Annotated in this window: 25 protein-coding genes; 17 read left to right on the top strand and 8 right to left on the bottom strand. The window is 61.8% G+C overall.

The genetic code is table 11. From position 1 onward, the window contains the following. Positions 1–7: 7 nt before the first annotated feature. The 3 genes from tolR to ybgC all read right to left on the bottom strand — a co-directional run bounded on the left by tolR (position 8) and on the right by ybgC (position 2,031). Positions 8–463: a protein TolR gene (gene tolR / locus MHI61_RS27285; protein WP_003566333.1), complete on the bottom strand. Its 456-nt coding sequence runs from the start codon at positions 461–463 to the stop codon at positions 8–10. A gap of 18 nt (positions 464–481) precedes the next feature. Then, complete coding sequence (tolQ, locus tag MHI61_RS27280) at positions 482–1,201, bottom strand: protein TolQ (protein ID WP_004671617.1); 720 nt, start codon at positions 1,199–1,201, stop codon at positions 482–484. Between the two features lie 374 nt (positions 1,202–1,575). Then, the gene (gene ybgC, locus MHI61_RS27275; RefSeq protein ID WP_239791272.1) at positions 1,576–2,031 is read right to left on the bottom strand and encodes a tol-pal system-associated acyl-CoA thioesterase; all 456 of its coding nucleotides are present in this window, start codon (positions 2,029–2,031) and stop codon (positions 1,576–1,578) included. Between the two features lie 163 nt (positions 2,032–2,194). Here ybgC and MHI61_RS27270 point away from each other — a divergent pair, with 163 nt between their 5' ends. From MHI61_RS27270 to MHI61_RS27245, 6 genes are all read left to right on the top strand, one after another. Then, entirely contained in the window at positions 2,195–3,415 is a 1,221-nt protein-coding gene (locus MHI61_RS27270; protein WP_239791271.1) for an NAD-dependent epimerase/dehydratase family protein, read from the top strand. Between the two features lie 184 nt (positions 3,416–3,599). Continuing rightward, positions 3,600–4,424 carry a glycosyltransferase gene (locus MHI61_RS27265; protein WP_239791270.1) on the top strand — a complete coding sequence of 275 codons (825 nt, stop codon included), beginning with the start codon at positions 3,600–3,602 and terminating at the stop codon, positions 4,422–4,424. After that, positions 4,421–5,338, top strand: a complete 918-nt coding sequence (locus MHI61_RS27260) for an NAD(P)-dependent oxidoreductase (protein WP_239791269.1) — start codon at positions 4,421–4,423, stop codon at positions 5,336–5,338. Before MHI61_RS27265 ends, MHI61_RS27260 begins: the two co-directional genes overlap by 4 nt. 107 nt (positions 5,339–5,445) lie before the next feature. Then, positions 5,446–6,033, top strand: a complete 588-nt coding sequence (locus MHI61_RS27255; RefSeq protein ID WP_010028170.1) for a 5-formyltetrahydrofolate cyclo-ligase — start codon at positions 5,446–5,448, stop codon at positions 6,031–6,033. A gap of 3 nt (positions 6,034–6,036) precedes the next feature. After that, complete coding sequence (locus MHI61_RS27250; protein WP_239791268.1) at positions 6,037–6,861, top strand: TIGR00282 family metallophosphoesterase; 825 nt, start codon at positions 6,037–6,039, stop codon at positions 6,859–6,861. A gap of 101 nt (positions 6,862–6,962) precedes the next feature. Further along, a complete protein-coding gene (locus tag MHI61_RS27245) occupies positions 6,963–7,811 on the top strand; it encodes an MBL fold metallo-hydrolase (protein ID WP_239791267.1) in 849 nt (282 codons plus the stop codon). Positions 7,812–7,844: 33 nt separating this feature from the next. Here the strand turns inward: MHI61_RS27245 and MHI61_RS27240 are convergent, their stop codons facing one another. Continuing rightward, complete coding sequence (locus MHI61_RS27240) at positions 7,845–8,348, bottom strand: pyridoxamine 5'-phosphate oxidase family protein (protein WP_097664113.1); 504 nt, start codon at positions 8,346–8,348, stop codon at positions 7,845–7,847. Positions 8,349–8,489: 141 nt separating this feature from the next. On the opposite strand from MHI61_RS27240, the gene MHI61_RS27235 reads away from it, so the two are divergent. Next, positions 8,490–9,236, top strand: coding sequence for a YebC/PmpR family DNA-binding transcriptional regulator (locus tag MHI61_RS27235; RefSeq protein WP_239791266.1), 747 nt, complete (start codon positions 8,490–8,492; stop codon positions 9,234–9,236). Positions 9,237–9,495: 259 nt separating this feature from the next. Here the strand turns inward: MHI61_RS27235 and MHI61_RS27230 are convergent, their stop codons facing one another. Continuing rightward, the gene (locus tag MHI61_RS27230) at positions 9,496–10,497 is read right to left on the bottom strand and encodes an LLM class flavin-dependent oxidoreductase (RefSeq protein WP_239792920.1); all 1,002 of its coding nucleotides are present in this window, start codon (positions 10,495–10,497) and stop codon (positions 9,496–9,498) included. Between the two features lie 125 nt (positions 10,498–10,622). Next, positions 10,623–12,938: a methyl-accepting chemotaxis protein gene (locus MHI61_RS27225; RefSeq protein ID WP_239791265.1), complete on the bottom strand. Its 2,316-nt coding sequence runs from the start codon at positions 12,936–12,938 to the stop codon at positions 10,623–10,625. Between the two features lie 243 nt (positions 12,939–13,181). On the opposite strand from MHI61_RS27225, the gene ruvC reads away from it, so the two are divergent. From ruvC to MHI61_RS27175, 10 genes are read left to right on the top strand one after another with little or no spacing between them, the layout of a single operon-like run. Then, on the top strand, positions 13,182–13,691 hold the full coding sequence (ruvC, locus tag MHI61_RS27220) for a crossover junction endodeoxyribonuclease RuvC (RefSeq protein WP_239791264.1): 510 nt from the start codon (positions 13,182–13,184) through the stop codon (positions 13,689–13,691). 57 nt (positions 13,692–13,748) lie between these two features. After that, entirely contained in the window at positions 13,749–14,000 is a 252-nt protein-coding gene (locus MHI61_RS27215; RefSeq protein WP_116274670.1) for an AbrB/MazE/SpoVT family DNA-binding domain-containing protein, read from the top strand. Further along, positions 14,000–14,413, top strand: coding sequence for a type II toxin-antitoxin system VapC family toxin (locus MHI61_RS27210; protein WP_239791263.1), 414 nt, complete (start codon positions 14,000–14,002; stop codon positions 14,411–14,413). Before MHI61_RS27215 ends, MHI61_RS27210 begins: the two co-directional genes overlap by 1 nt. A 13-nt stretch (positions 14,414–14,426) precedes the next feature. Next, positions 14,427–15,044, top strand: coding sequence for a Holliday junction branch migration protein RuvA (gene ruvA, locus MHI61_RS27205; protein WP_239791262.1), 618 nt, complete (start codon positions 14,427–14,429; stop codon positions 15,042–15,044). A 54-nt stretch (positions 15,045–15,098) separates the two neighbouring features. Next, the gene (locus tag MHI61_RS27200) at positions 15,099–15,359 is read left to right on the top strand and encodes a type II toxin-antitoxin system PrlF family antitoxin (protein ID WP_097604013.1); all 261 of its coding nucleotides are present in this window, start codon (positions 15,099–15,101) and stop codon (positions 15,357–15,359) included. Beyond that, entirely contained in the window at positions 15,356–15,754 is a 399-nt protein-coding gene (locus MHI61_RS27195) for a type II toxin-antitoxin system VapC family toxin (protein ID WP_239791261.1), read from the top strand. Before MHI61_RS27200 ends, MHI61_RS27195 begins: the two co-directional genes overlap by 4 nt. After that, a complete protein-coding gene (gene ruvB, locus MHI61_RS27190) occupies positions 15,751–16,791 on the top strand; it encodes a Holliday junction branch migration DNA helicase RuvB (protein WP_064683337.1) in 1,041 nt (346 codons plus the stop codon). The genes MHI61_RS27195 and ruvB overlap by 4 nt, the downstream gene beginning before the upstream one ends. After that, positions 16,792–17,694: a metallophosphoesterase gene (locus tag MHI61_RS27185; protein WP_239791260.1), complete on the top strand. Its 903-nt coding sequence runs from the start codon at positions 16,792–16,794 to the stop codon at positions 17,692–17,694. A 7-nt stretch (positions 17,695–17,701) separates the two neighbouring features. Then, positions 17,702–18,214, top strand: coding sequence for an NUDIX hydrolase (locus MHI61_RS27180; RefSeq protein ID WP_239791259.1), 513 nt, complete (start codon positions 17,702–17,704; stop codon positions 18,212–18,214). Positions 18,215–18,263: 49 nt separating this feature from the next. Further along, a complete protein-coding gene (locus MHI61_RS27175; protein WP_239791258.1) occupies positions 18,264–18,827 on the top strand; it encodes a DinB family protein in 564 nt (187 codons plus the stop codon). Here the strand turns inward: MHI61_RS27175 and MHI61_RS27170 are convergent. After that, positions 18,824–20,206 (bottom strand): AcvB/VirJ family lysyl-phosphatidylglycerol hydrolase, encoded by a 1,383-nt coding sequence (locus tag MHI61_RS27170; protein WP_239791257.1) that lies wholly within the window; start codon positions 20,204–20,206, stop codon positions 18,824–18,826. The genes MHI61_RS27175 and MHI61_RS27170 overlap by 4 nt on opposite strands. Next, entirely contained in the window at positions 20,203–22,806 is a 2,604-nt protein-coding gene (gene mprF, locus MHI61_RS27165; RefSeq protein WP_239791256.1) for a bifunctional lysylphosphatidylglycerol flippase/synthetase MprF, read from the bottom strand. The genes MHI61_RS27170 and mprF overlap by 4 nt, the downstream gene beginning before the upstream one ends. Positions 22,807–22,830: the final 24 nt, after the last annotated feature.

Genomic DNA, 22,830 nt, shown 5'->3' with positions numbered 1-22,830 from the left:
TTGAACGCTACTGGTCCTTCTTCTGCTGCGTCACCAGGCCGATATTCTTGAAGCCGGCGCCCTGGATGCGCGCCATGACGTCGGCGATGACGCCGTAGGGCGCCGTTGCATCACCGCGCACGAAGATACGTTCGTTATAGCCGGTGGTCGCGATCGCCTCGAGCTTGGCGGCGATCTCGGCGGCCGGGATCGGCGTTTCCTGCAGGAACACCTCGCCGTCGTTCTTGACGGAGATGGTGATCGGCTGCGTCTCGGAATTCAGCGCCTTGGCCTGCGTTTCCGGCAGGTCGATCGGCACGCCGACCGTCATCATCGGTGCGGCGACCATGAAGATGATCAGAAGCACCAGCATGACGTCGACGAGCGGCGTCACGTTGATTTCGGAGATCACGGCCTTGTTCCGACCGCCGCGACGGCGGCGTCCGCCGCCCCCGCCGCCATTGCCTCCAACAGCCATACCCATGTCAGTATTCTCCGTTGGTTATTGAGCGGCAGCGCGCGGCTGCAGCTTCTCGTCGATCTGGCGCGAAAGTATGGCGGAGAATTCATCCGCGAAACCTTCCATGCGCGCCGAGAGCTTGCCGGCGTCGGCGGAGAACTTGTTGTAGGCGATGACCGCCGGGATAGCGGCGACGAGGCCGATCGCGGTGGCGAGCAGCGCTTCCGCGATACCGGGGGCGACGACCGCGAGATTGGTCGACTTCGAGCCGGCGATCGCCTGGAACGAGGTCATGATGCCGACGACGGTGCCGAAAAGGCCGATGAACGGACCGGCCGAACCGATCGTCGCAAGCGACCCGAGACGGGCGCCGAGATATTCGGTTTCACGGGCGAGCGTCACGTCCATCGCGCGGTCGATACGCATCTGCAGGCCGATCGGCGAGCGGGCGCCGCGTTCGAAGGACTTCTTCCACTCGCGCATGGCTGCGACGAAGATCGACGCCAGGCCGGTATTGTTGCGCTCCGACAGGGAGCGATAGAGTTCTTCCAGCGACTGGCCCGACCAGAACACCTGCTCGAACTTATCGAACTGGCGCCGTGCGCGGCCATAGGCCAGGTATTTGTCGATGACGATCGCCCAGGTCCACACAGAGGCTGCGATGAGCCCGAGCATGACGAGCTTGACGACGATGCCGGCCTGCATGAAAAGCGACCAGAGGCTGACGTCCGTCGTGGCTGCTGCCAATCCTACTTGTTCCATTGATCCAAAATCCCCGAATCCAAACGCCCGGTGCTGGACCGGGCGGCACAAAGTGATCTCGCAAGAAGTGTCCGGCGGCCGCCGCCCAAAGCCCTGGTCAAGCTTCCAAGCTCATCTTCCGCCTTCTTGCCGTCAAATTTGGTCAAAGGAAGGCGTGCACCGCACAAACTCCGACTTTCCCAGTAAGACACTATTATGGTTAATAGATCGTTAGTGCCGGACTGTGACAGCAAGCCTGTATTCGCAAGATTTTATTCCTGGATTACTTGACCGGAGCAAGCTCCGGCTGCCGAAAGAGCGCTCATCCTGCGGCGCGGAAATTCCTTCACATAAAACTCAAGTTTTTACAAGGCCGAATTTCGAGCGATTCGGCGCTATAGCGGCGTGCTGCCTTCCAGGAACTTCGCCGCCAGCGTTTCCGGCAGCCGTCGCGGCCGCCCCTTGGCGTTGATGACGGCGATGATCACCTTGGCTGAAATTAGCAGCGTCTCGGCGCAACGGATCTGCTGGTTGAGTACCATCTTGGCGCCGCCGGCCTTCTCCGTATGCGTCAGGATCGTCAGCACGTCGTCCATGCGTGCCGGGCTCTTGAAATCGATCTCCATACGGTGGACGACGAAGACGAGCCCCTCCTCGTCGGCGCTGACGAGCTCGCGCTGCTCGACGCCGAGGCAGCGCAGATAATCGGTGCGGCCGCGCTCCAGAAAATGCAGGTAGCGGGCGTGATAGACCAGCCCGGAGAAATCCGTGTCCTCATAATAAACCCGCTGGACGAGGCGATGTCCGGCCTCCGTCAGCTCTCCCGAAATGGAAAAAGGGCGTTCCGTCATAATTTTCTCCAAACTGAGGTGCCCTCTTTGGCGCAACGCCTCTCGACAGGCAAGCATTGAATGCCCGGCAGGCAGGCCTTGAATGCGCCGCCGCCAGGCATTGAATGATTGTCATAATTTCTAACTATTCCCGATAATGAGCGACCGATCAGGAGACGATATGATGAAGATTGCGGTTATGGGCGGAGACGGTTTCATTGGTTGGCCAACGTCGCTGCATCTCTCCGACGCCGGTCACGACGTCCATATCCTCGACAATCTCTCGCGCCGCTGGATCGACACCGAACTCGGTGTTCAATCGCTGACGCCGATGGATTCGATCCAGGAGCGCACCCGCATCTGGCATGCCGAAACGGGACGCCGCATCCACTTCAACCTGATCGATCTCGCCAGGGATTACGAACTGCTGAAGAAATGGCTTTCCGAGAATCGCCCCGATGCCATCATCCATTTCGCCGAGCAGCGGGCGGCGCCCTATTCGATGAAGAGCGACCGCCATAAGAACTACACGGTCAACAACAATGTCAGCGCCACGCACAACCTTTTGAACGCCCTGACCGAGCTCAACCTCGACGCTCATCTCATTCATCTCGGCACCATGGGCGTCTACGGCTATTCAACGGTCGGCGCGGCGATCCCGGAAGGGTACCTGCCGGTCGGCATTGAAACAGCGGGCGGCGAGACGGTCAGCCAGGAAATCCTCTATCCCTCCAATCCCGGCTCGATCTACCACATGACCAAGTGCCTGGATCAGCTTCTCTTCCAGTTCTACGCCAAGAACGACGGCTTGCGGATCACCGACCTGCACCAGGGCATCGTCTGGGGCACGCATACTGAACAGACGCGCCGCCACGCGCAGCTCATCAACCGTTTCGACTATGACGGCGATTACGGCACGGTGCTGAACCGCTTCCTCATCCAGGCGGCGATCGGCTATCCGCTGACCGTGCACGGCACCGGCGGCCAGACCCGCGCCTTCATCCACATCCAGGATTCGGTGCGCTGCATCGAGCTGGCGCTGCAGAATCCTCCCGCCCGCGGCGCCCGCGTCGAAATCTTCAATCAGATGACGGAAACCCACCGGGTGCGCGACCTTGCCGAAATGATCGCCAGGATCAGCGGCGCGACGATTGCCTGGCTGCCCAATCCACGCAAGGAAGCCGCCGAAAATGAACTGATCGTCCGAAACGAAAAGTTCCTCGATCTCGGCCTCGAACCGATCACCCTGGAAACAGGGCTGCTCGGCGAGATCGTCGACGTCGCGAAGAAATTCGCCTACCGCGTCGACCGTGCCCGCGTGCCGGCCGTCTCCGCCTGGACCAGGGATATTGCCGCGACGATCAACCACGATCCGGAAGGCATGCGGCTGAAATCGGTGTCATGAGCAATGGTTTGTTATTAGAACGCCGTCAGTCCGACGAACTCCCCCTCATTCCTGTGCTTGTCACAGGAATCCAGCGCGCCCAAGTCTTTGGGCGCAGAAGAGTCATTCACGGCGCGGACGCGCCGTGGCTGGATTCCTGTGACAAGCACAGGAATGAGGGCACGCGTGGAGGCGGCAGGGACCGATGACGTCTACCTCGAGCCTCGCCTACGTCACCCTCGTCACCAACGCCGACTACGCCATGGGCGCGACTGCGCTTGCCCGCTCCTTGCGCCGAACCGGCACCACCGCCGAAATCGTCGTCCTCCATACCGGCGGCGTCGATGCAGCCGCCCTCGCCCCGCTCGCGACCCTCGGCTGCCGCCTGATCGAAGTCGAGCACCTGCCGCTGTCCGACGCCTTCAACGAACGCCACGCCCGCGGCCAACTCCATTCCGCAGCGCCTTTCACCAGGGGCCGCAAGCCGGCGTTCCATTCGCCGCTCGACAATTTCTGCAAGCTCAGGCTGTGGCAGCTCGTCGAATACGAGCGCTGCGTCTTCATCGACGCCGATGCCCTGGTGCTAAAGAACGTCGACAGGCTCTTCCTTTATCCGGAATTTTCCGCCGCCCCCAATGTCTACGAAAGCCTCGCCGACTTTCGCCGCATGAATTCCGGTGTCTTCGTCGCCACGCCGTCGCATGACACGTTCCGGCACATGCTCGAAAGGCTCGACACGCCGGAAGTCTTCTGGCGCCGCACCGATCAGACCTTTCTTGAGACCTTCTTCCCGGATTGGCACGGCCTGCCGGTCTATTTCAACATGCTGCAATATGTATGGTTCACCATGCCGGCGCTTTGGGACTGGAAGAGCGTCTCGATCCTGCACTACCAGTATGAAAAACCGTGGGAAAAAGATCATCCCAAGGCAGCGCAGCTACAACCTTTGATCGATTTATGGCATCGTTTCCACGATGGCGGCGATGTGCCCGAGATCGCGGCGCTGGACAATCCGGAAGGGGCAGCATGAAGGTATTGGTATCCGGCGGAACGGGTCTCGTCGGCCGCTATGTCGTCGAGGAGCTTCTGACCACCGGCTATCAGGTGATCGTCGGCGGCCGCCGGGCGCCGCATCCCCGCCTCTTCTCCCGCCCGGTCGAGTTCGCAGCGCTCTCCCTCGATCCCGATCAGGATCAGATCGACATTTTCGACGACGCCTATTTCTTCGTCCACGCCGCCTTCAGCCATGTTCCCGGCAAATATCGCGGCGGCGAAGGCGATGACCCGAAGAGCTTCCACAGGTTGAACCTCGACGGCACCGTCCGGCTTTTCGAAGCGGCCAAACGCGCCGGCACACGCCGCTGCGTCTTCCTGTCCAGCCGGGCGGCCTACGGCGAACACCCTCCTGGAACCGAGCTTACCGAAACAATGCTGCCGAAGCCGGAGACGCTCTACGGCCAGATCAAGCTCGACGCCGAAGGCGCGCTGACCCACCTCTCGACGCCGGGTTTTGCCGGCATCAGTCTGAGGGCGACCGGCGTCTATGGCGATCTTTCGCCGAACAAATGGGACGGCCTCATCGCCGATTATCGCGCCGGCCGGCCGGTCGCTCCCCGCGCGGCAACGGAGGTTCACGGCCGTGACCTCGGGCGCGCGGTGCGGCTGATGCTGGAGACGGAAAGCACTCGCATCTCCGGCGAGATCTTCAACGTGTCGGACATCGTCGTCGACACCCGCGACATCCTTGCCCCCATCCGCCGTGAGACGGAATGTCGTCATGCGCTGCCGGCTCCGGCCGACAGGACAACGCTCAATCCGATGAGCACGGCAAAAATCCGCGCGCTCGGCTGGATGCCGGGCGGAACCCCTCTGTTCGAGGAAACAATGCGGCGGCTGGCCGTCGCGCTGCCGGCGTCGCCACACGAATCGACGCAGGAGCGATAGGCATGCTCCACACGGCGTGAAACCGCTGCGCTCCTGTCGCACCCTGCATTTGCATCGGACCTCCAGCCGTCTATGCTCGGCCGAACCTCTCACATCTGGCAGATCGAATGACCGCACGAGAACTGAAAGCGCAGTTGCGCAATGAACGGCTGGCCGCCCGCGACGCCATCGCTCCTGAGGAGCGTATCTCCAAAAGCCTTGCAATGGCAGAACATGCCGGCGAGGCGGTCGCCTTTGCGCCCGGCACGATCGTCTCCGGTTTCCTGCCGATCCGGTCCGAGGCCGATCTGCGGCCGCTGATGGCCCGGTTTGCAGCGCGCGGCGCACGGCTGTGCGTGCCGGCGATCCTCGACAAGCAGACCATCGCCTTTCGGGAACTGACGCAAGACGTGCCTCTCATCGAGACCGGCTTCGGCACGGTGGCCCCCGGCACGGAGGCCGACATTCTCGATCCCGAGATCATGCTGGTGCCGCTTTCGGCCTTCGATATCCGCGGCCATCGCATCGGCTACGGCGCCGGCTATTACGACCGCGCCATCAGCCGGCTAAGAGAGAAACGCCTGCATCCGAAGCTGATCGGCATTGCATTCGACTGCCAGGAAGTGGCACATGTGCCCGACGAGCCGCATGACATAAGCCTGGATGCCATCCTGACAGAAAGCGGCCTGCGCTTTTTTGCCTCTTGGATTGGATAGGGAATGCGGCTGCTTTTTTTGGGTGACATGGTCGGCAAGACGGGACGCACGGCGGTCTGGGACCGCCTCCCCGGCCTGATCTCCGACCTCCGGCTCGATTTCGTCATCGTCAACGGCGAGAACGCCGCCGGCGGCTTCGGCATCACCGAGGACATTTTTCTGGAAACGATCAATGCCGGCGCAGATGTCGTAACGACCGGCAATCACGTCTGGGACCAGAAGGAAGCGGTCGCCTTTGCCGGGCGCCACGATCAGTTTCTGCGGCCGGCCAACTATCCCCAAGGCACGCCCGGCCGCGGCTCCGGCCTTTTCTATGCCAGGAACGGCGCGCGCGTGCTCGTCGCCAATGTCATGGGCCGGGTCTTCATGCATCCGGAACTCGACGATCCCTTCAAATCGGCGGAGGTGATCCTCGACGCCTGCCCGCTGAAGGAGCAGGCCGATGCGATCATCTTCGATTTCCATGCGGAAGCGACCAGCGAGAAACAGTGTTTCGGCCATTTCGTCGACGGCCGCGCCAGCTTCGTCGTCGGCACGCATACCCATGTGCCGACCGCCGACGCGCAGATCCTGAACGGCGGCACGGCCTATATGTCGGATGCCGGAATGTGCGGCGATTACGATTCCTCGCTCGGCATGGACAAGGAGGAGCCGCTCAACCGCTTCATCTCCAAGATGCCGAAGGGCCGTATGGAAGCGGCGAGCGGCCCGGCGACGATCTGCGGCGTCGGCGTCGAAATTTCCGACGCGACAGGACTGGCCGAAAAGATCGCGCCGCTCCGGCTCGGGCCGCGCCTGTCCGAGACCGTGCCGGAGTTCTGGCGGTAACCCACCGCGACCAACACGCAAATGTGAGCAGCCTCGGTCTGGACCCCTGCGACCTCTTGCCGCATTCTCCGGCCTTCACGTGAAAGCGCCGGAGGGGTGGCATGAGGCCGCAACATCTTGTCCTCGCGATCGCATGCCTTACCGCCTTCATCGTGTCGGGTCGCGCAGCAACGGCGCAGGAACAGCGAGCGCCCGTCAGCCAGTGCCAGGCGATCGCGCAGACCATCCCCAAGGCGACCTTCGCCAGCTTTTCCGGCGCCCAGCCGGTCACACCTGCCGTCTCCGAGGGCGAGGACGTCAAATTCACCTTCCTCGGCCACTCCACTTTCGAGATCGATACGCCCGCCGGCATCATCATCGCGACCGACTATAACGGCTGGTACCGGCCGGCGGCGCTTCCAGATGTCGTAACGATGAACAAGGCGCATACGACCCACTTCACCTTGGCGCCTGAGCCGGGGATCAAGCATGTGCTGCATGGCTGGAGCGATGTTCCCGGCGAGGCAGCCAAGATCGATCTTGTGGTCGGCGACGCCCATATCCGCAACATCGCCACGGATATCCGCTTCAGCTATGGCCTCGGCGGCTCGCAGCAGAATGGAAACTCGATTTTCGTCTTCGAAATTGCCGGCCTTTGCATCGGCCATCTCGGTCACCTGCATTACGAGCTGACGGATATCCATTATACCGAGATCGGCCGCCTCGACGTCGTCATGGTGCCGGTCGACGGCGGCCTGACCATGGGCGCCGACAGCATGAGCCGTGTGATCAAGCGGCTGCGCTCGTCGCTGATCCTGCCGATGCACCGCCGCGGCCCGCCGGTCAGCGCCTTCGTCGCCATGTTCGGCAAGGACTTCGATGTCGCTTATGCGCCCGATGACAGCATCACCGTCTCCATGCGCACGCTGCCGAAGAAGCCGCTGATCTACGTCATGAAAGGCGTGCAGTAAGAAGGTCCGGCGGGTTCCTTCAAGCCTTGCGTATCAGGCAAACTGCAGGTGGCGTTTCACGCCGACGTCGGGCATCTTGTCGTCGTCGAGATTGGCCTTGGCGATCTCCCACCCGAATTTCAGGGTGTTGCCGGTGGAAACCCAGATCTCGGCATCATCGACATGCAGGGAAAGCATGGTGAGTTTCGGGTCTTTCTTGCCGCCGTCATACCAGGCCGCCACCATCGAACTCCAATATTCCTCGATCTTGGAAGGGTCGGGGTGTACCTCGATCACGCCGGAAAGGCAGGCGTGATAATCGTGATCCTTGCCGATGACGCAAAAATGCGCGCGGCTGCCGGGCTTGATGGCGCGGACGATATCGGCGTCGGTCTTGGTGAAGAACCAGATGGTGTTGGTGGTGGGATCGGCATGCGGCGCCATCGGCTGCATGTGCATATCAAGCCCGGAAATTCCAAGCATGCCGGCATGAACGCCGTTGACCTGATCCCAAAGCTGACGTGCTGGTTGCTCCCGCGCCTCGCTGAGACTTGCCATGACCGTTCCTTTCCGTTGGATGGAGTTCGATTGAAACGTCATCCTTTCGCCTTTGTTCCGAACTGCTTTTCCCTTGAACAGGTGCGGTTTCGCTCTTATAAGGCGCCCCATTCCGAACAATGAGACGTGAACAGGGGTGCCATGGCTGGCCATTCACAGTTTAAAAACATCATGCACCGCAAAGGCCGTCAGGATGCCGTGCGGTCGAAAATGTTCTCCAAGCTTGCGCGCGAAATCACCGTTGCCGCCAAGGCCGGCCTGCCCGACCCGACGATGAATGCCCGTCTTCGCCTGGCGATCCAGAACGCCAAGGCCCAGTCCATGCCGAAGGACAACATCGACCGCGCCATCAAGAAGGCAGCCGGTGCCGATGGCGAAAACTACGATGAAGTCCGCTACGAGGGCTACGGTCCCGGCGGCACGGCGATCATCGTCGAGGCCCTGACCGACAATCGCAACCGCACCGCCTCCAACGTCCGCTCGATCTTCACCAAGGCCGGCGGCGCCCTCGGCGAGACCGGCTCCGTTTCCTTCTCCTTCGACCATGTCGGCGAAATCACCTACAAGCTTTCCATCGGCGATGCCGACAAGGTGATGGAAGCCGCGATCGAAGCCGGCGCCGACGACGTCGAGACCGACGAAGAGGGCCACTACATCACCTGCGCCTTCGAAGCCCTCGGCGAAGTATCGAAAGCGCTGGAATCCGGGCTCGGCGAAGCCGAAACCGTCAAGGCCGTCTGGCGCGCCCAGAACAATGTGCCGGTGGACGAAGAAAAAGCCCAGTCGCTGATGAAGCTCATCGATAGCCTGGAAGATGATGACGACGTGCAGAACGTCTATTCCAACTTCGAGGTCTCGGAAGAAGTGCTGGCCAAGCTCTCGGCCTGAGTTTTTCGGACATCCCGATAGAAAACCCCGCTGCAGCGTCGGGTTCAGTTTGTTGACAAACCTTGCTCTTTACTCGGCGTCATCCTCGGCCTTGTGTCGAGGATCTGCTGCAGCCACGGCAGATGCTCGGGACAAGCCCGAGCATGACGAAAGAGTGGTTGGCCGCCTTCGAACCCGGTTGCGACGCCGGGCTTTTTCTGACGGGTAGCTCCTCGCCTCGCATACGATGTTCCGCTCTCAAAACGCTCGTTGCGAACCCCTACGCGGCCACGCGCATGAAGTTTCCCAGGCCCGCGAATAGTTCCACCGATCTCAGCCGCGTCTCGATATCATGGATCGGCATGGAGATGATCACCTCGTCGGCCTGCGTTTCCTTGAGAAACGCCGTCAGTTTTGCCTCTGCCGTCTCCGGCGAGCCGACCACGGCATAACGCAGCGTGTGTTCGACGTTCATCTTCTCCATCGGCGACCAGAACGCCTCCATATCGGCCACCGGACGCGGGAACGGACCGCGGACATTGCGGCGCAGGTTGACGAACTGCTGCTCGGCGGAGGTGAAATGATAGCGCGCCTCCTCGTCCGTCGCCGCCACCGCGCCCATGACGCCGACCATCACATAGGGCTTGTCGAGCATTGCCGAGGGCTGGAAGCGGTCGCGGTAGATCGCGATCGCATCGAGCAGCATGTCGGGCGCAAAATGCGAGGCGAAGGCATAGGGAAGCCCGAGCATGGCGGCGAGCTGGGCGCTGTAGAGGCTGGAGCCGAGCAGCCAGATCGGAATATGCGAACCGTTGCCGGGGACGGCAAGGATCGCCTGGTTCTCGACCGGCGTGCCGAGCAGTTGCTGCAGTTCGACCACGTCGTTCGGGAAGCTGTTGGCGCCGGCCTCGAGATTGCGCCGCAGCGCCTGGGCCGTGCGCATATCCGTCCCCGGCGCACGCCCGAGGCCGAGATCGACGCGGCCGGGGAAGAGCGCCTCGAGTGTGCCGAACTGCTCGGCGATGACGAGCGGCGAATGATTGGGCAGCATGACGCCGCCGGAACCGATCCGGATGTGCTTCGTCGCCGCCCCGACATGACCGATGACGACGGCGGTGGCCGCGCTGGCGATCCCCGGCATGCCGTGATGTTCGGCGAGCCAGAACCGCTTGTAACCGAATTCCTCGGCCTTGCGGGCCATCCGCGCCGAACTCTCGAGCGACTGGCTGACGGTGCTGCCTTCGGCAACGGGGGAAAGGTCGAGGATGGAAAAGGGAACCATGAAAAACCTGCCGGCCGGTTGAAGGATGCAGCCTATGTAGGTTCGCATCCGCGCCATTCCAAACCATGCAGGCAAACAAAAGGGCCGCGCGGACGCGACCCCTTATTCGGGTTGAAAGCGACGGCTTAGCGGTGACGGCGCAGCACATGCACCTCGGCGCTCGGCCTGTGATCGCCCTGCGGCAGCGTGAAATTGCCGAGCTGGCGATCCATTTCCAGGGCTTCCGTCGCCAGCCGGTGGATCGCTTCCGTCGTCTCCTCGACCATCGAGGCATTCTGCTGCGTCATCGCGTCGAGTTCGGCGACGGCGCTGTTGATCTCCCGCAGCGTATTGGCCTCCTCGCGGGTCGCACCCATGATCTCGTTGATCTGCCCGTTGATCGCCTCGACATGTGCGCCGATGCCGGTCAGCGCGACCCCTGCCCTTTCCACAAGCGACACGCCGCTTTCGACCTCATGCGTCGATTTCTGCAGCAGGCTGGAGATCTCCTTGGCCGCGCTCGACGAGCGCTGGGCGAGCTCGCGCACTTCCATTGCGACGACGGCAAAACCCTTGCCGGATTCGCCGGCGCGCGCCGCCTCGACACCGGCATTGAGCGCCAGAAGATTGGTCTGGAAGGCGATGTCATCGATGACGGAGATGATCGTGTTGATCTGGCGTGAGGAGGTCTGGATCGCCTCCATCGCTGCGATCGTCTCGCGCATGATCTGGCCGGAGCCGGTCGTCTCCTTCTTGGCGTCGCGGGCGATGCGCTCGGCCTGTTCGGCCCGCTCGATCTGCCGGCGGACGGACTGGGTGATGGCGCTGATCGCATTCGCCGTCTCGGTGATCGAGCCGGCCTGGCGCTCGGTGCGCCCGGCAAGCTCGTCGGCGCCGGTGCGCATCTCCTCGGAGCCGGCGCGCACCGCCATCGAGTTGCCGCCGATTGCCGTCATGGTCTCGCTCAGCGTCGCGAGCGCCTCGTTGAAATTGATGCGCAGGCTTTCGAGCTCGTTCGGGAAGCGTGTGTCGATCTGATAGGCGAGATCGCCGCTCGCCAGATGATGCAGGCCCTCATCGATCGCCTCGACCACCTGCTGCAGCGACTTCGCCTCGGCCTCGCGCTCGGCAAGGTTCTGCTGGCGGTCTTGCTCGGCCTGAAGGCGCGTCTCTTCGCTGGCGGCTTCCAGTTCGCGGCTTTCGATCAGCGACTGCCGGAAGCGGGCGAGCGCATTCGCCATCGTACCGATCTCATCCTTGCGGTTCAGGCTGCCGATCTCGCTGTCGAGCTTGCCATCGGCGACATCGCGGGTGACGCCGGCAAGCCGCGCAAGCGGCGAGAACAGAAGATTGGTGACAAGCCCGGTGGCGATCGCCATGACGACGAGCACGCCGATGCCGATCATCGTCAGCAAAGTGGCGATCTCGATCGAGCCGGCATTGAGTTCGCTGAGCAGCACGCTTTCGACCACGAGGAAGCGGTCGCCGCGATAATCGATGCCGCGAACATAGGCGCGCGCGGAGCCATCCGCCCGGTCGAAATCGGCCACCGTCATCGCCGAACTGGCAAGCGCGTCCTTGATGAAGGTGAAGGGGGTGGCATCGAGCGTCGCAAGCTTGCCGCCGGCATCGAGACCGATCGCGGAACCATCGGCGGAGACGATCGCCGCCCGCGCGGTGCTGCCCTGAACAATGCCCTTTGCAAGGATGCTGGCGACGATGTCGTCACGCACCTTGAACAGGATGATGCCCTTGGCGGCACCGAGCTTGACGATCGGCACGGCATAGAAGATCGCCGACCTGCCGCTGGCGGCATCGACGCGGAGCCCGGAAAAGCCTGTCGGCGCGGCATCTTCGGTCGCCTTGGCGGTATTCTCGAGCGCCTTGGCGAAAGCAATGCCGGCGCCGGTCGTCTTCCAGGCGTCCGTCGTCAGATTCTCGGCGAAGTCGTCCAGCTTCTTGTAGGAATAGAGGACGGAACCGTCGAGATCGGCGATCAGCAGATCGCTGAAAGCGGTATCCGCGAGGTCGCGGGCGACCTCGCTCTGCGTCTTCTCATGATTCGAATAATAAAAACCGCTCGGCCCTTCCGGCTTCATCAGCTTCTCGCGCTGATCGGCCGGGTTGGGATTGGCCGTGATAAAAACTTTTTTCAGCTCGGCGCGGGCATCGCCAGAGGTTTTCTCGATGGTCTTCCAGCCGCTCTTCAGACTGGTGATCGACATCTGCAGCGCCTCGATGCGGGCGATGGAATTGGCCTGGTTCTCGAGCTGCGCCAGCTGGTCCTGCAGCATGTCGCCGCGGAAGATCAGCACGCTCTCCTTGGCCTTCAGCGCCTGCTCGTCGGAAATGCGGCTGCTGGCGAAATAGGCGAGCACGTCGATCACCGCGATCGACAGCACGGTCATCAGGATGAATGTGGCAATGACCTTGAAGGACAGGGATTGAAATCTCCGAGCCATGTACGACGAACCCCTTCTGAACGCGCCTGCCGGCGCGGGCAGGCAACGCATGCCTGATCGACCGGTCTTCAAACAGAACATCGGGGGCTTATCTCTTTGCGACACGAGACCCCCTTCGTATTCGACACTAGAATTCAAGCATCTGTTTTAATTCGCGGTAAATGGAGCGGCTTAAATCCGGGAAGGTTTTTGTTTTGTTCACATATCGATGGCACTTATTTCGCAGTCGCTATAGGTTGAACCATGCAAAATACGATTCGCATCGTCGGCATCGATCCCGGACTTCGCCGCACCGGCTGGGGAATCATCGACACGTTGGGCAATTCTCTGCGGTTTGTGGCCTCCGGAACCGTGACCTCCGATGGAGACATGGACCTCGCCTCCCGCCTCTGCCAGCTGCATGACGGCCTGGCAGAGGTTGTGCACGCTTACAAGCCGCATGAGGCCGCCGTCGAACAGACCTTCGTCAACAAGGACGCGGTTGCAACCCTGAAGCTCGGCCAGGCCCGCGGCATCGCCATGCTGGTGCCGGCCCGCGCCGGTCTGCACGTCTCCGAATATGCGCCGAACGCCGTCAAAAAGGCCGTCATCGGCGTTGGCCATGGCGAAAAACATCAGATTCACATGATGTTGAAGATCCTGATGCCGAAAGTCGAATTCAAGGGCGACGATGCTGCCGACGCCCTGGCGATCGCCATCTGCCATGCCCATAATCGCGGCAGCAACCGGATGCGGCAAGCACTGGCCGGGTAATCCGTTCTTGACTTGTTCCAACAGTAAGGATAATTCTTACTTCGAAGGAGCAGTAAGATGCGCGTCACGTCCAAAGGCCAGGTCACCATTCCTCGCGATCTCAGAGAGCTTGCGGGCATCGAGGCCAACAGCGAGGTGATCTTCTCGATCGAGAACGGCAAGCTGGTTCTCTCGCCGAAGAACGGCAAGCAGGAGATCGAGGATCGGGGCCGGCTCGACCGTTTCCTGCAGACGATCCGCCGTCTCGAAGGCACCGGCGATCAGGCGATCAATGCCGAAGACCTCATGTCGATGACCCGTGATCGCTGATGGCAACGCTTGTCGATACAAACATACTCGTCGATCTGGCTGTGGCCGGTTCGGACTGGCACGGTTGGTCGCGTCGAAAAATGCTCGACGTCTTCAGAGATGGCCCGGTCCTCATAAATCCGATCATCTATTCCGAATTTTCCGTTCGCTACGACGATATGGATGAAGTCGAGCAACTGCTTCCGCAGAATGAATTCCGCCGCGAGAACCTGCCTTGGCCGGCTGTCTTCGCCGCAGCTCAAGCCTTCCGGCTTTACCGTCGCGCCGGCGGAGGGCGCGAACAGATCTTGCCCGACTTCCTCATCGGCGCCCATGCGGCGATAAGGGGCTACAAGATTTTGACCCGCGACCCCAGCGGATACCGATCTTATTTCCCCTCCGTTGAACTTATCACGCCCGAAACGCACCCTTGAGAGACCACGCCCCATGATCGGCAAGCTGAAAGGCACCATAGATGAGATCGGCGAAGATTATGTGCTCGTCGATGTGCACGGCGTCTGCTACGTCGCTTACTGCCCCGCCCGCACCCTGTCCAAGCTCGGCTCGGCCGGCGAGGCCTGCGTGCTGTTCATCGAGACCTATGTGCGTGAGGACCAGTTGAAGCTCTTCGGCTTCATGACCGCATTGGAGCGGGAATGGTTCAACCTGCTCCAAAGCGTTCAGGGGGTCGGCGCCAAGGTGGCGCTTGCCGTGCTCTCGACCTTGACGCCGGGCGAACTCGCCAATGCGATTGCCCTGCAGGACCGCGCCGCCGTTTCCCGCGCGCCGGGCGTCGGCCCGAAAGTGGCGATGCGCCTCGTCACCGAGCTCAAGAACCGGGCTCCCGCCTTTGCCGGGGAAGCGATCAATATCGCCCTCAAGCAGGAACTCGGCGAAGGCGTCGCCGCCGCACCCGTGGCCGACGCGGTTTCCGCGCTGACCAACCTCGGCTACAGCAGAGACCAGGCGGCAAATGCCGTTGCTGCGGCGATGAAGACGGCCGGCGAAGGCGCAGACAGCGCTAAGCTGATCAGGTTGGGATTGAAGGAACTGGGGCCGCGGTGACCTCCTTGAATATATCGCAATTCCTTACTAAACTTGAATGGTAAGGAGATCCGGATGAATATCTACTACGGTACAATGACGTCGAAGGGCCAGACAACAATTCCGGCGGAAGTTCGTGAATTGCTGAATCTGAAGTCCGGTGACAGGATCCGCTACATCAATCGCGATGGCGAAATCATCATGAAAGCCAAGAACAAGCGCGCCATTGACCTTGCAGGCAAGTTTCACGATCCAAATCGGCGGACGATCACTTTAAAGGAAATGGACGAGGCTATCGGAGAAGCCATCGCCGCTCATGTGAATATAGCAGGATGATCGGCCTCGACACCAATATCCTGCTGCGCTTCCTCCTGAAGGATGATGCCGCCCAGACAGAGAAAGTCATAGCGCTGTTCGAGAACCTCTCCGATACGGCACCTGGCTATATTAACTGCATCACGCTGATGGAATGCACGTGGTTCCTGCGGCAACGGATCAAGCTGAAGAGAGAACAGATCGTGGAGGCGATTTCAGATTTGTTGGACTCAGCGGATCTGATCCTTGAAGATGAAAGAGTGGTCGAGGAGGCGCTCGGAATCATGGTGCGGACGAATGCCGAATTTGCGGATGTCTTCATCGCTCTTCGCAACCGTGACGCCGGTTGCGTGACAACCAAGACATTTGACGCCCAAGCTGCAAAAACCATACCTGGAACGGAACTTCTTTCATGAGCGAACCCGCCCGCCTGATATCGCCGGAAAAGCGGGGCGAAGACCTTGATGTCACGCTGCGCCCGCAATCGCTGGACGAGTTCACCGGCCAGGCGGAGGCGCGCGCTAATCTCAAGATCTTCATCGAAGCGGCGAAGAACCGCGGCGAGGCGCTGGACCACGTGCTCTTCGTCGGTCCGCCCGGTCTCGGCAAGACGACGCTGGCGCAGATCATGGCGAAGGAACTCGGCGTCAATTTCCGTTCGACCTCAGGCCCAGTGATTGCCAAGGCCGGCGATCTCGCCGCACTGCTCACCAATCTCGAGGAGCGCGACGTACTTTTCATCGACGAAATCCATCGTCTCAATCCCGCCGTCGAGGAAATCCTCTATCCGGCCATGGAGGACTTCCAGCTCGACCTGATCATCGGCGAGGGCCCTGCCGCCCGCTCGGTGAAGATCGACCTGTCGAAATTCACGCTGGTGGCGGCGACCACTCGTCTCGGCCTGTTGACGACGCCGCTGCGCGATCGTTTCGGCATTCCGGTGCGCCTGAGCTTCTATACTGTCGAGGAACTGGAACTGATCGTGCGCCGCGGCGCGCGGCTGATGAACCTGCCGATCACCGAAGAAGGCGCCCGCGAGATCGCCAGACGCGCCCGCGGCACGCCGCGCATCGCCGGCCGGCTGCTGCGGCGCGTGCGCGACTTCGCCGAGGTGGCAAGGGCGGAAGCCGTCACCCGCGAGATCGCCGACGAGGCGCTGACCCGCTTGCTTGTCGACAATGTCGGCTTCGATCAGCTCGACAAACGTTACCTCAACATGATCGCCGTCAATTTCGGCGGCGGCCCGGTCGGCATCGAAACCATCGCCGCCGGCCTTTCCGAGCCGCGCGACGCAATCGAGGACATCATCGAGCCTTACATGATCCAGCAAGGTTTCATTCAGCGCACGCCGCGCGGCCGTGTTCTGACCGCAATCGCGTGGAAACATCTCGGAATGCAACCGCCCAAGGACATGGAGGCGGCGCAGTTCCGGCTGTTCCAGGAGGATAACTGAGTGATCACCCGCCGCGGATTTTTCAAGGTTCTCGGCGGTGGTATCGCAGGCGTTATGTCGCTTGGTGGTTACGCCTTCGCCTATGAACCGCTGGCGCGGCTCGGCATCGCCCGTTACCGACTGACGCCACCGGGATGGACACCGGGGCTGAAGCTCCGCGTCGTCGCGCTCGCCGATATCCATGCCTGCGAGCCCTGGATGTCGGAAAGCCGCATTACCGCGATCTGCCACAGGGCCAACGAGCTCGAAGGCGACGTGACCGTGCTGCTCGGCGATTATGCCTCGGGCATGAACATGGTGACGCAGTACGTGCATTCGAGCCGATGGTCGAAGGCGCTGGCCACCCTGCAGGCCCCTCTCGGCGTCCATGCTGTCATGGGCAATCATGACTGGTGGGAGGACAGAACCGCCCAGGAGAACGGCGGGATGGAAACATTCGGGCACCGGGCTCTTGCCGGCGTCGGCATCCCGGTCTACGGCAACCGCGCCGTTCGGCTCGAAAAGGATGGCCGCGGCTTCTGGCTCGCGGGCCTCGAAGACCAGCTGGCACTGCTGCCCGGCACGAAATGGGGCCGCACGCGCATGCTCGGCCTCGACGACCTCGATGGAACGATGGCACAAGTGACCGACGATGCGCCCGTCATCCTGCTCGCCCATGAGCCCGATATCTTTCCGCGCGTGCCCGAGCGCGTCTCGCTGACGCTGTCCGGCCACACCCATGGCGGGCAGATCCGTTTCCTCGGCCGGTCGCCAATCGTCCCCTCGCGTTACGGCAATCGCTACGCCTATGGCCATATCATCGAGGAGGGGCGTAATATCATCGTGTCCGGCGGCCTCGGCTGCTCCATCGCGCCGGTCCGCTTCGGCGTACCGCCGGAAATCGTCGTCATCGATCTCGGATAGTCATCCCATGAGCAAGCGCACGCACATCCGTCTGACCGTAGGGGTCGAGCGTTTCAATCATCGCGTCGCCGGCCTCGCCTTCCGTGATGGTCATGTGCTCGTCCATCGCGCCGTGCACGAGCCCTTCTGGACTTTTCCCGGTGGCACGGCGGAAATCGGCGAGACGTCGGAGGAGACACTGAAACGGGAGATGGTGGAGGAACTCGGCGTCGAGGTCACCGTCTCCCGCCTGCTCTGGGTCGTGGAGAATTTTTTCCACTATGAGCAGCGCGACTGGCATGAACTCGGCCTCTATTATCTGATGGAGATCCCAACCGAATTCCCCTTTCAGTCGCACGAAATCATCCATTGGGTCGAAGACGGCGACAACCATCTCGAGTTCAAATGGGTGCGGGCGACGCGCGAGGCCCTGACCGCGCTCGACATCCCGCCCTATTTCATCGCTGATGACATCGAGAACCTGCCGACAGCACCCCGTCACCTCGTCTGGCGCGACGGCAATCTCGACGAAAAGAACTGACGTCGTAACGTCATGCGTATGGCCGCAACGCCGAAGAGGAGATGTCTCGATGCTGACCTTCGATCCCGTTCGGGCGTTTCGCAAACTTGCCTATAACAACGCCCTTGCCAACCGCCGCCTGCTTCACGCCTGCGCAACCTTGAAGCCCGGCGAATTCGAAGCGCCGCGCACGAGCTTCTTCCCGTCGATCAAGGAAACCTTGAACCACATCATCACCGTCGACTGGTTTTATGTCGATGGCCTGGAAGGTGGCACGCTTGGCTACCAGGCCTTCGAGGTCGAAGAGCCATTCGACGACATAGCCTCGCTCGGCGCTGCGCAAGCGGCGGTCGATCAGCGCCTGACGGCGCTCTGCGAGGCTCTGACTCCGGAAAAGCTCGTCTCCATCGTCAAACTCCATCGCGGCGACCGCATCCAGGAGGAGCGCATGGAGGATGTGCTGGCTCACCTCTTCCAGCACCAGACCCACCATCGCGGCCAGGTGCATGCCATGCTTGCCGGCACCAGCGTCGCCCCGCCGCAGCTCGACGAATTCATCGTCGCCGATGATGCACGGTTCCGCGGCAAGGAACTCGCCGAACTCGGCTGGAGCGAGGAAAAACTGATACGTTAATTCTGCAGCCGCCGCTTCAGCCCGTCGATGATCGTCTTGGTGAGAAGGTCGTAATTCTCATCGAAGTGATGATCGCCGGGCAGCTCGATGACCTCGGCGCCGCTGTCCTTCAGCGCCGGACAGGCGACGTCGTCGTCATCGTCCTTGCCGTAGACGCATTGCACGAGTTTGGGATCGACGTTCTTCAAATCGGCGACCGGGTCGCCTCCCGCCCCTTCCGTCTTCTGGCCGAGCCAGCCGAGAACGGAGATGACGTAGTCGACTTCGTGCGAGAGCGACAGCAGCGACAATTGCGCCACCGCGGACTTCTCGGCCGGCTTCAACAACTGGTAGGTCGCAGGCACGACGTCGGCGCCGAAGGAATAACCGACGAGCAGCACATGCTTCACCTTCCACTGTTTGCGGTAGAAATCGATGATCTTCGAAAGGTCGCTGGCGGTCTCCTCCGGCTTACGCTCCGACCAGAAATAATGAAGCGAATCGACGCCGACGACAGGAATGCCTTCCTTCTGCAGGGTGCCGCCCACCTCCTTGTCGATGTCGCGCCAGCCGCCGTCGCCGGAATAAATCACCGCCATCGTATCGAGGGTGGGGGTGGCATCGAGGATCGCCAGCGGCAGGCCGAGCGGATTGCCGAAGGCGCCGGAGGCGGTGACCAGATCATCAAGCGTATCGGCAAAGACCGTCTGCGCGGCGTCGGTGGAATCGCGGATCTCGATCGCGGAATGGGCTTTCTTCAGCGCTTCGGCATGCGCCCGGCCGTCCTTGTCGGCGTCGGGCGTAAACACTGTTATAACGGGATCCGGCAGAGCGCCGTCACTCAGCCCGTAGACCATGCGTTCGCCGACGGCCTTCTTGGACGCCGGCGTGCAAAGCTCCTTGGTCAGCGGAATGCCGGCCTTCGGATCGACGGCGAGCGTCTGACTGATCGTCGCGTCCGGCGTCTGCGCCGCGATCGCCAGCGCCAGGGCCCCGCCCTCGCCGATGCCGGCGACGATCGGCAGATGGTAGGCATTGTTGCCGGTCGCACGCTGCACCTGCTGGCTCAGCGACTCGATATCCGAGACCATGTAGAGGCAGCCGTCATTGAGGCTGACATCGTAACGGCTGAGCGCCTGGATATAGGAAGGAAAGTCGACGCCGATGACGACGGCGCCTTCGGCGACAAGCCTGTCGGCCTCGGCCTTCTCGTAATCGCCCCAGCCGGCAGCATCCGAGATCAGCATCACCGTGCCCTTCACCTCCCCTTCCGGCAGGAAGATGTGTGGCGAGGGGATCAGTCCGCTTTCGAAGCTCTGCGTAGTTTCCTCGGCGGCATCGGCCGGTGCGGCCGCGAGCATGCAGGCGCATGCCGTGGCAAGAAGGATTGTCCTGATCATTTTCTCACTACCCCTTTCAATCCGCCCCCGATCAGAAACGTCGCGTCCATCAACGCGATCATCGGATTGCCCCCTCCGGAGACCGCAAGATAGCGCGGTTGCCAGTGCGGATGAAACTTGGATTTGAATGCCCGAAGGCCTTTGAAATTATAGAAGCGCTCACCGTGCTCGAAGACGGTGCTGCCGATGCGGTCCCAGACGGGTGCCGCCTCGCGTTTCGACATGCCGGAGAGAGGCGCCATGCCGAGATTGAAGTGGGTGAAACCCTGACCGCGCAGATATTCCATGATCTGCACGAAGAGAAAGTCCATCGAGCCCTTCGGCGCATCCGGCGAGAAACGCATGAGATCGATCGTGCCCTCCTCCCGGGATTCGGTGACGAGGATATTGGCAAAGGCAACGATCTTGCCGTCCTTCTTCAGAATGCCGACCGGTTGAGAGGAGACATAATCGGGATCGAAGGCGCCGAGCGAGAAGCCCTTTTCCTTGGCGTTGTGGTGCTCGAGCCAGGCCGAGGAAACCGCGGCGAGATCATCGATGACCACGGGCACATCCTGCGGTTCGATAACGGCAAACTCCAGCCCGTCGCGCTGCGCCCGGCTCGCAGTCTGCCGAAGATTTGCCCATTTGCCGCCCTTCATCTCGAAGGTCCTGAGATCGGCCACCGCCAGTTCGCCGAGCTTGAAGGCACGCAGGCCGGCATCGGCGCAATGGGAAAGCAAGGCCGGCGAGATCTGGTAAAAAACGGCGCGGCAGCCCGCCGCCCGCGCCGCCTCGACGAAGCGCCAGACGAGTTCCTGCACGGCACGATGATCGCCGACCGGATCGAAGAGTGCGATCCATGAGCGGCCCTGCCGGCCGTACATGATGAAGGCGTCGCTTTTCTCCGAAAACATGATGCTCTTGTCGCCCATCCGCACCAGATTGGCGTCGGCATTGCCCTGCTTCCTGACGATGTCGACGGCACGCGCCAGCGCCTCCTCCGTCGCCGGCTCCGGCCGGAAGGCCGCCGGCCGGAGCAGGCTGAAAATGGCAATGGCCGACGAGATGATGGTGATGCCAAGCAGGGCACGCAGTCCCCGCGGCGCCTCGGCGGTGAATTCGAACTGCCACCAGAGCTGGTTGCTGTATTCGACATCGCGATAGACGAAGAGCAGGATGACGACGGCGCCGACGACGATGACGGCGATTGCCATCAGCCAGGATGCCGTCATTGCCTGGTTGAGCAGCGACGCATGGCGGGTAAAGAGCCGGCGACTGACGAAGAGCCCGAAGATGAGGAAGGCGAGAAAAGCGGCTTCGACGAGCGCAATCGCCTTCAAGAGCGACAAGGTCAATGCCGCAACGGCCGAGAACACCGCCACCCACCAGGCGCCGTCGAGCCTCTGACCAAGGCCGCGCGCGGCGACCACCAGCGCCAGCCCGAGAAGGCTGGAGAGGAAGTGCGCGCCTTCGACCATCGGCAGCGGCAGATAGTTGGACAGAAATTCCAGATTCTGATCCGGCGTCGGTGTGACGCTCGAAAACACCAGCATGACACCGAGCAGCAGGGCCAAGGTCGACAGCAGCTGCGGCATCAGCCGTCCGCCGATGCGCCGGACGCTGGAGGCGGCCGGGTGATCGACAAAACGGCGCAGCTCCGTCGCGGAGACCGCGAGCACGGCAATCAACAGCGGCAATACATGATAGATCAGCCGATAGAGCACCAGCGATCCCAGCACCGCGTCGATATTCACCGCGCTGCCGAGCGAGGCGATGATCACGGTCTCGAACACGCCGAGCCCGGCCGGAACGTGGCTGAGCACGCCGAGACCGACGGCGATCGCATAGACGGCCAGGAAGGCCGGCCAGCCGATCGCCGTCTGCGGCAAGAGCACATAGAGCACCGAGGCCGAGGCGGCGATATCGAAGGCCGTCACCAGGAATTGGCGCGACCAGGTGCGTGAATCCGGCAAGCGGATCGCCACCGCACCGAGGTCGAGCACGCGGCCTTCGCGGCCGATGATCATGACAGCTCCGAGAATGGCGATGATCGAGCCGGCAATCAGCCGGAGAAGGAACGCGCTGACACCGATCAGCGGCCCGATCTCGCTGGCGATGATAATGAGGGCGATCGACGCGACCGCCGCGAGCCCGAGACCGAAGGACAGCGTGACGAAGGCGATGATGCGGCCGATATCTTCCGGCGAGAGGCCGAGGCGCGTATAGGCGCGATAGCGGATCGCACCGCCCGAAAGCGCCCCGAAGCCGGCTGTATTGCCGACTGCATAGGCGCTGAAAGCCGTCAGCGCCACATGCGGAAAGGGCAGCTTCTTGCCGATATATTCGATGGCGTTGAGGTCATAGAAGACCAGCGAGAGGAAACTGAGGGCCGTGAAGAGCAGCGCGAGCAGGATCGCGCTCGGCCTGGTCGCCGCCAGCGCACCGACGACATCATCATAGCGAACCTCGTTGGTGAGCTGCATGATCGCATAACCGACGAGACAGAAGACAACGAGTGTCGCGGCGGCCGTCAGTGGCGTCCTGTACCGTCTGAAAAGGGCGCGAAAAGAAAACCCGTCCGTCGCTTCCATCTCTTCCAAATTGCCGTGACCCGACATCTCGTACCTGCGCAATTTCCAAAT

Origin of the sequence: Rhizobium sp. K102, from assembly GCF_022385315.1 — a bacterium.
Lineage (GTDB): Bacteria > Pseudomonadota > Alphaproteobacteria > Rhizobiales > Rhizobiaceae > Rhizobium > Rhizobium croatiense.
This window is presented reverse-complemented; position numbering and strand designations above follow the sequence as displayed.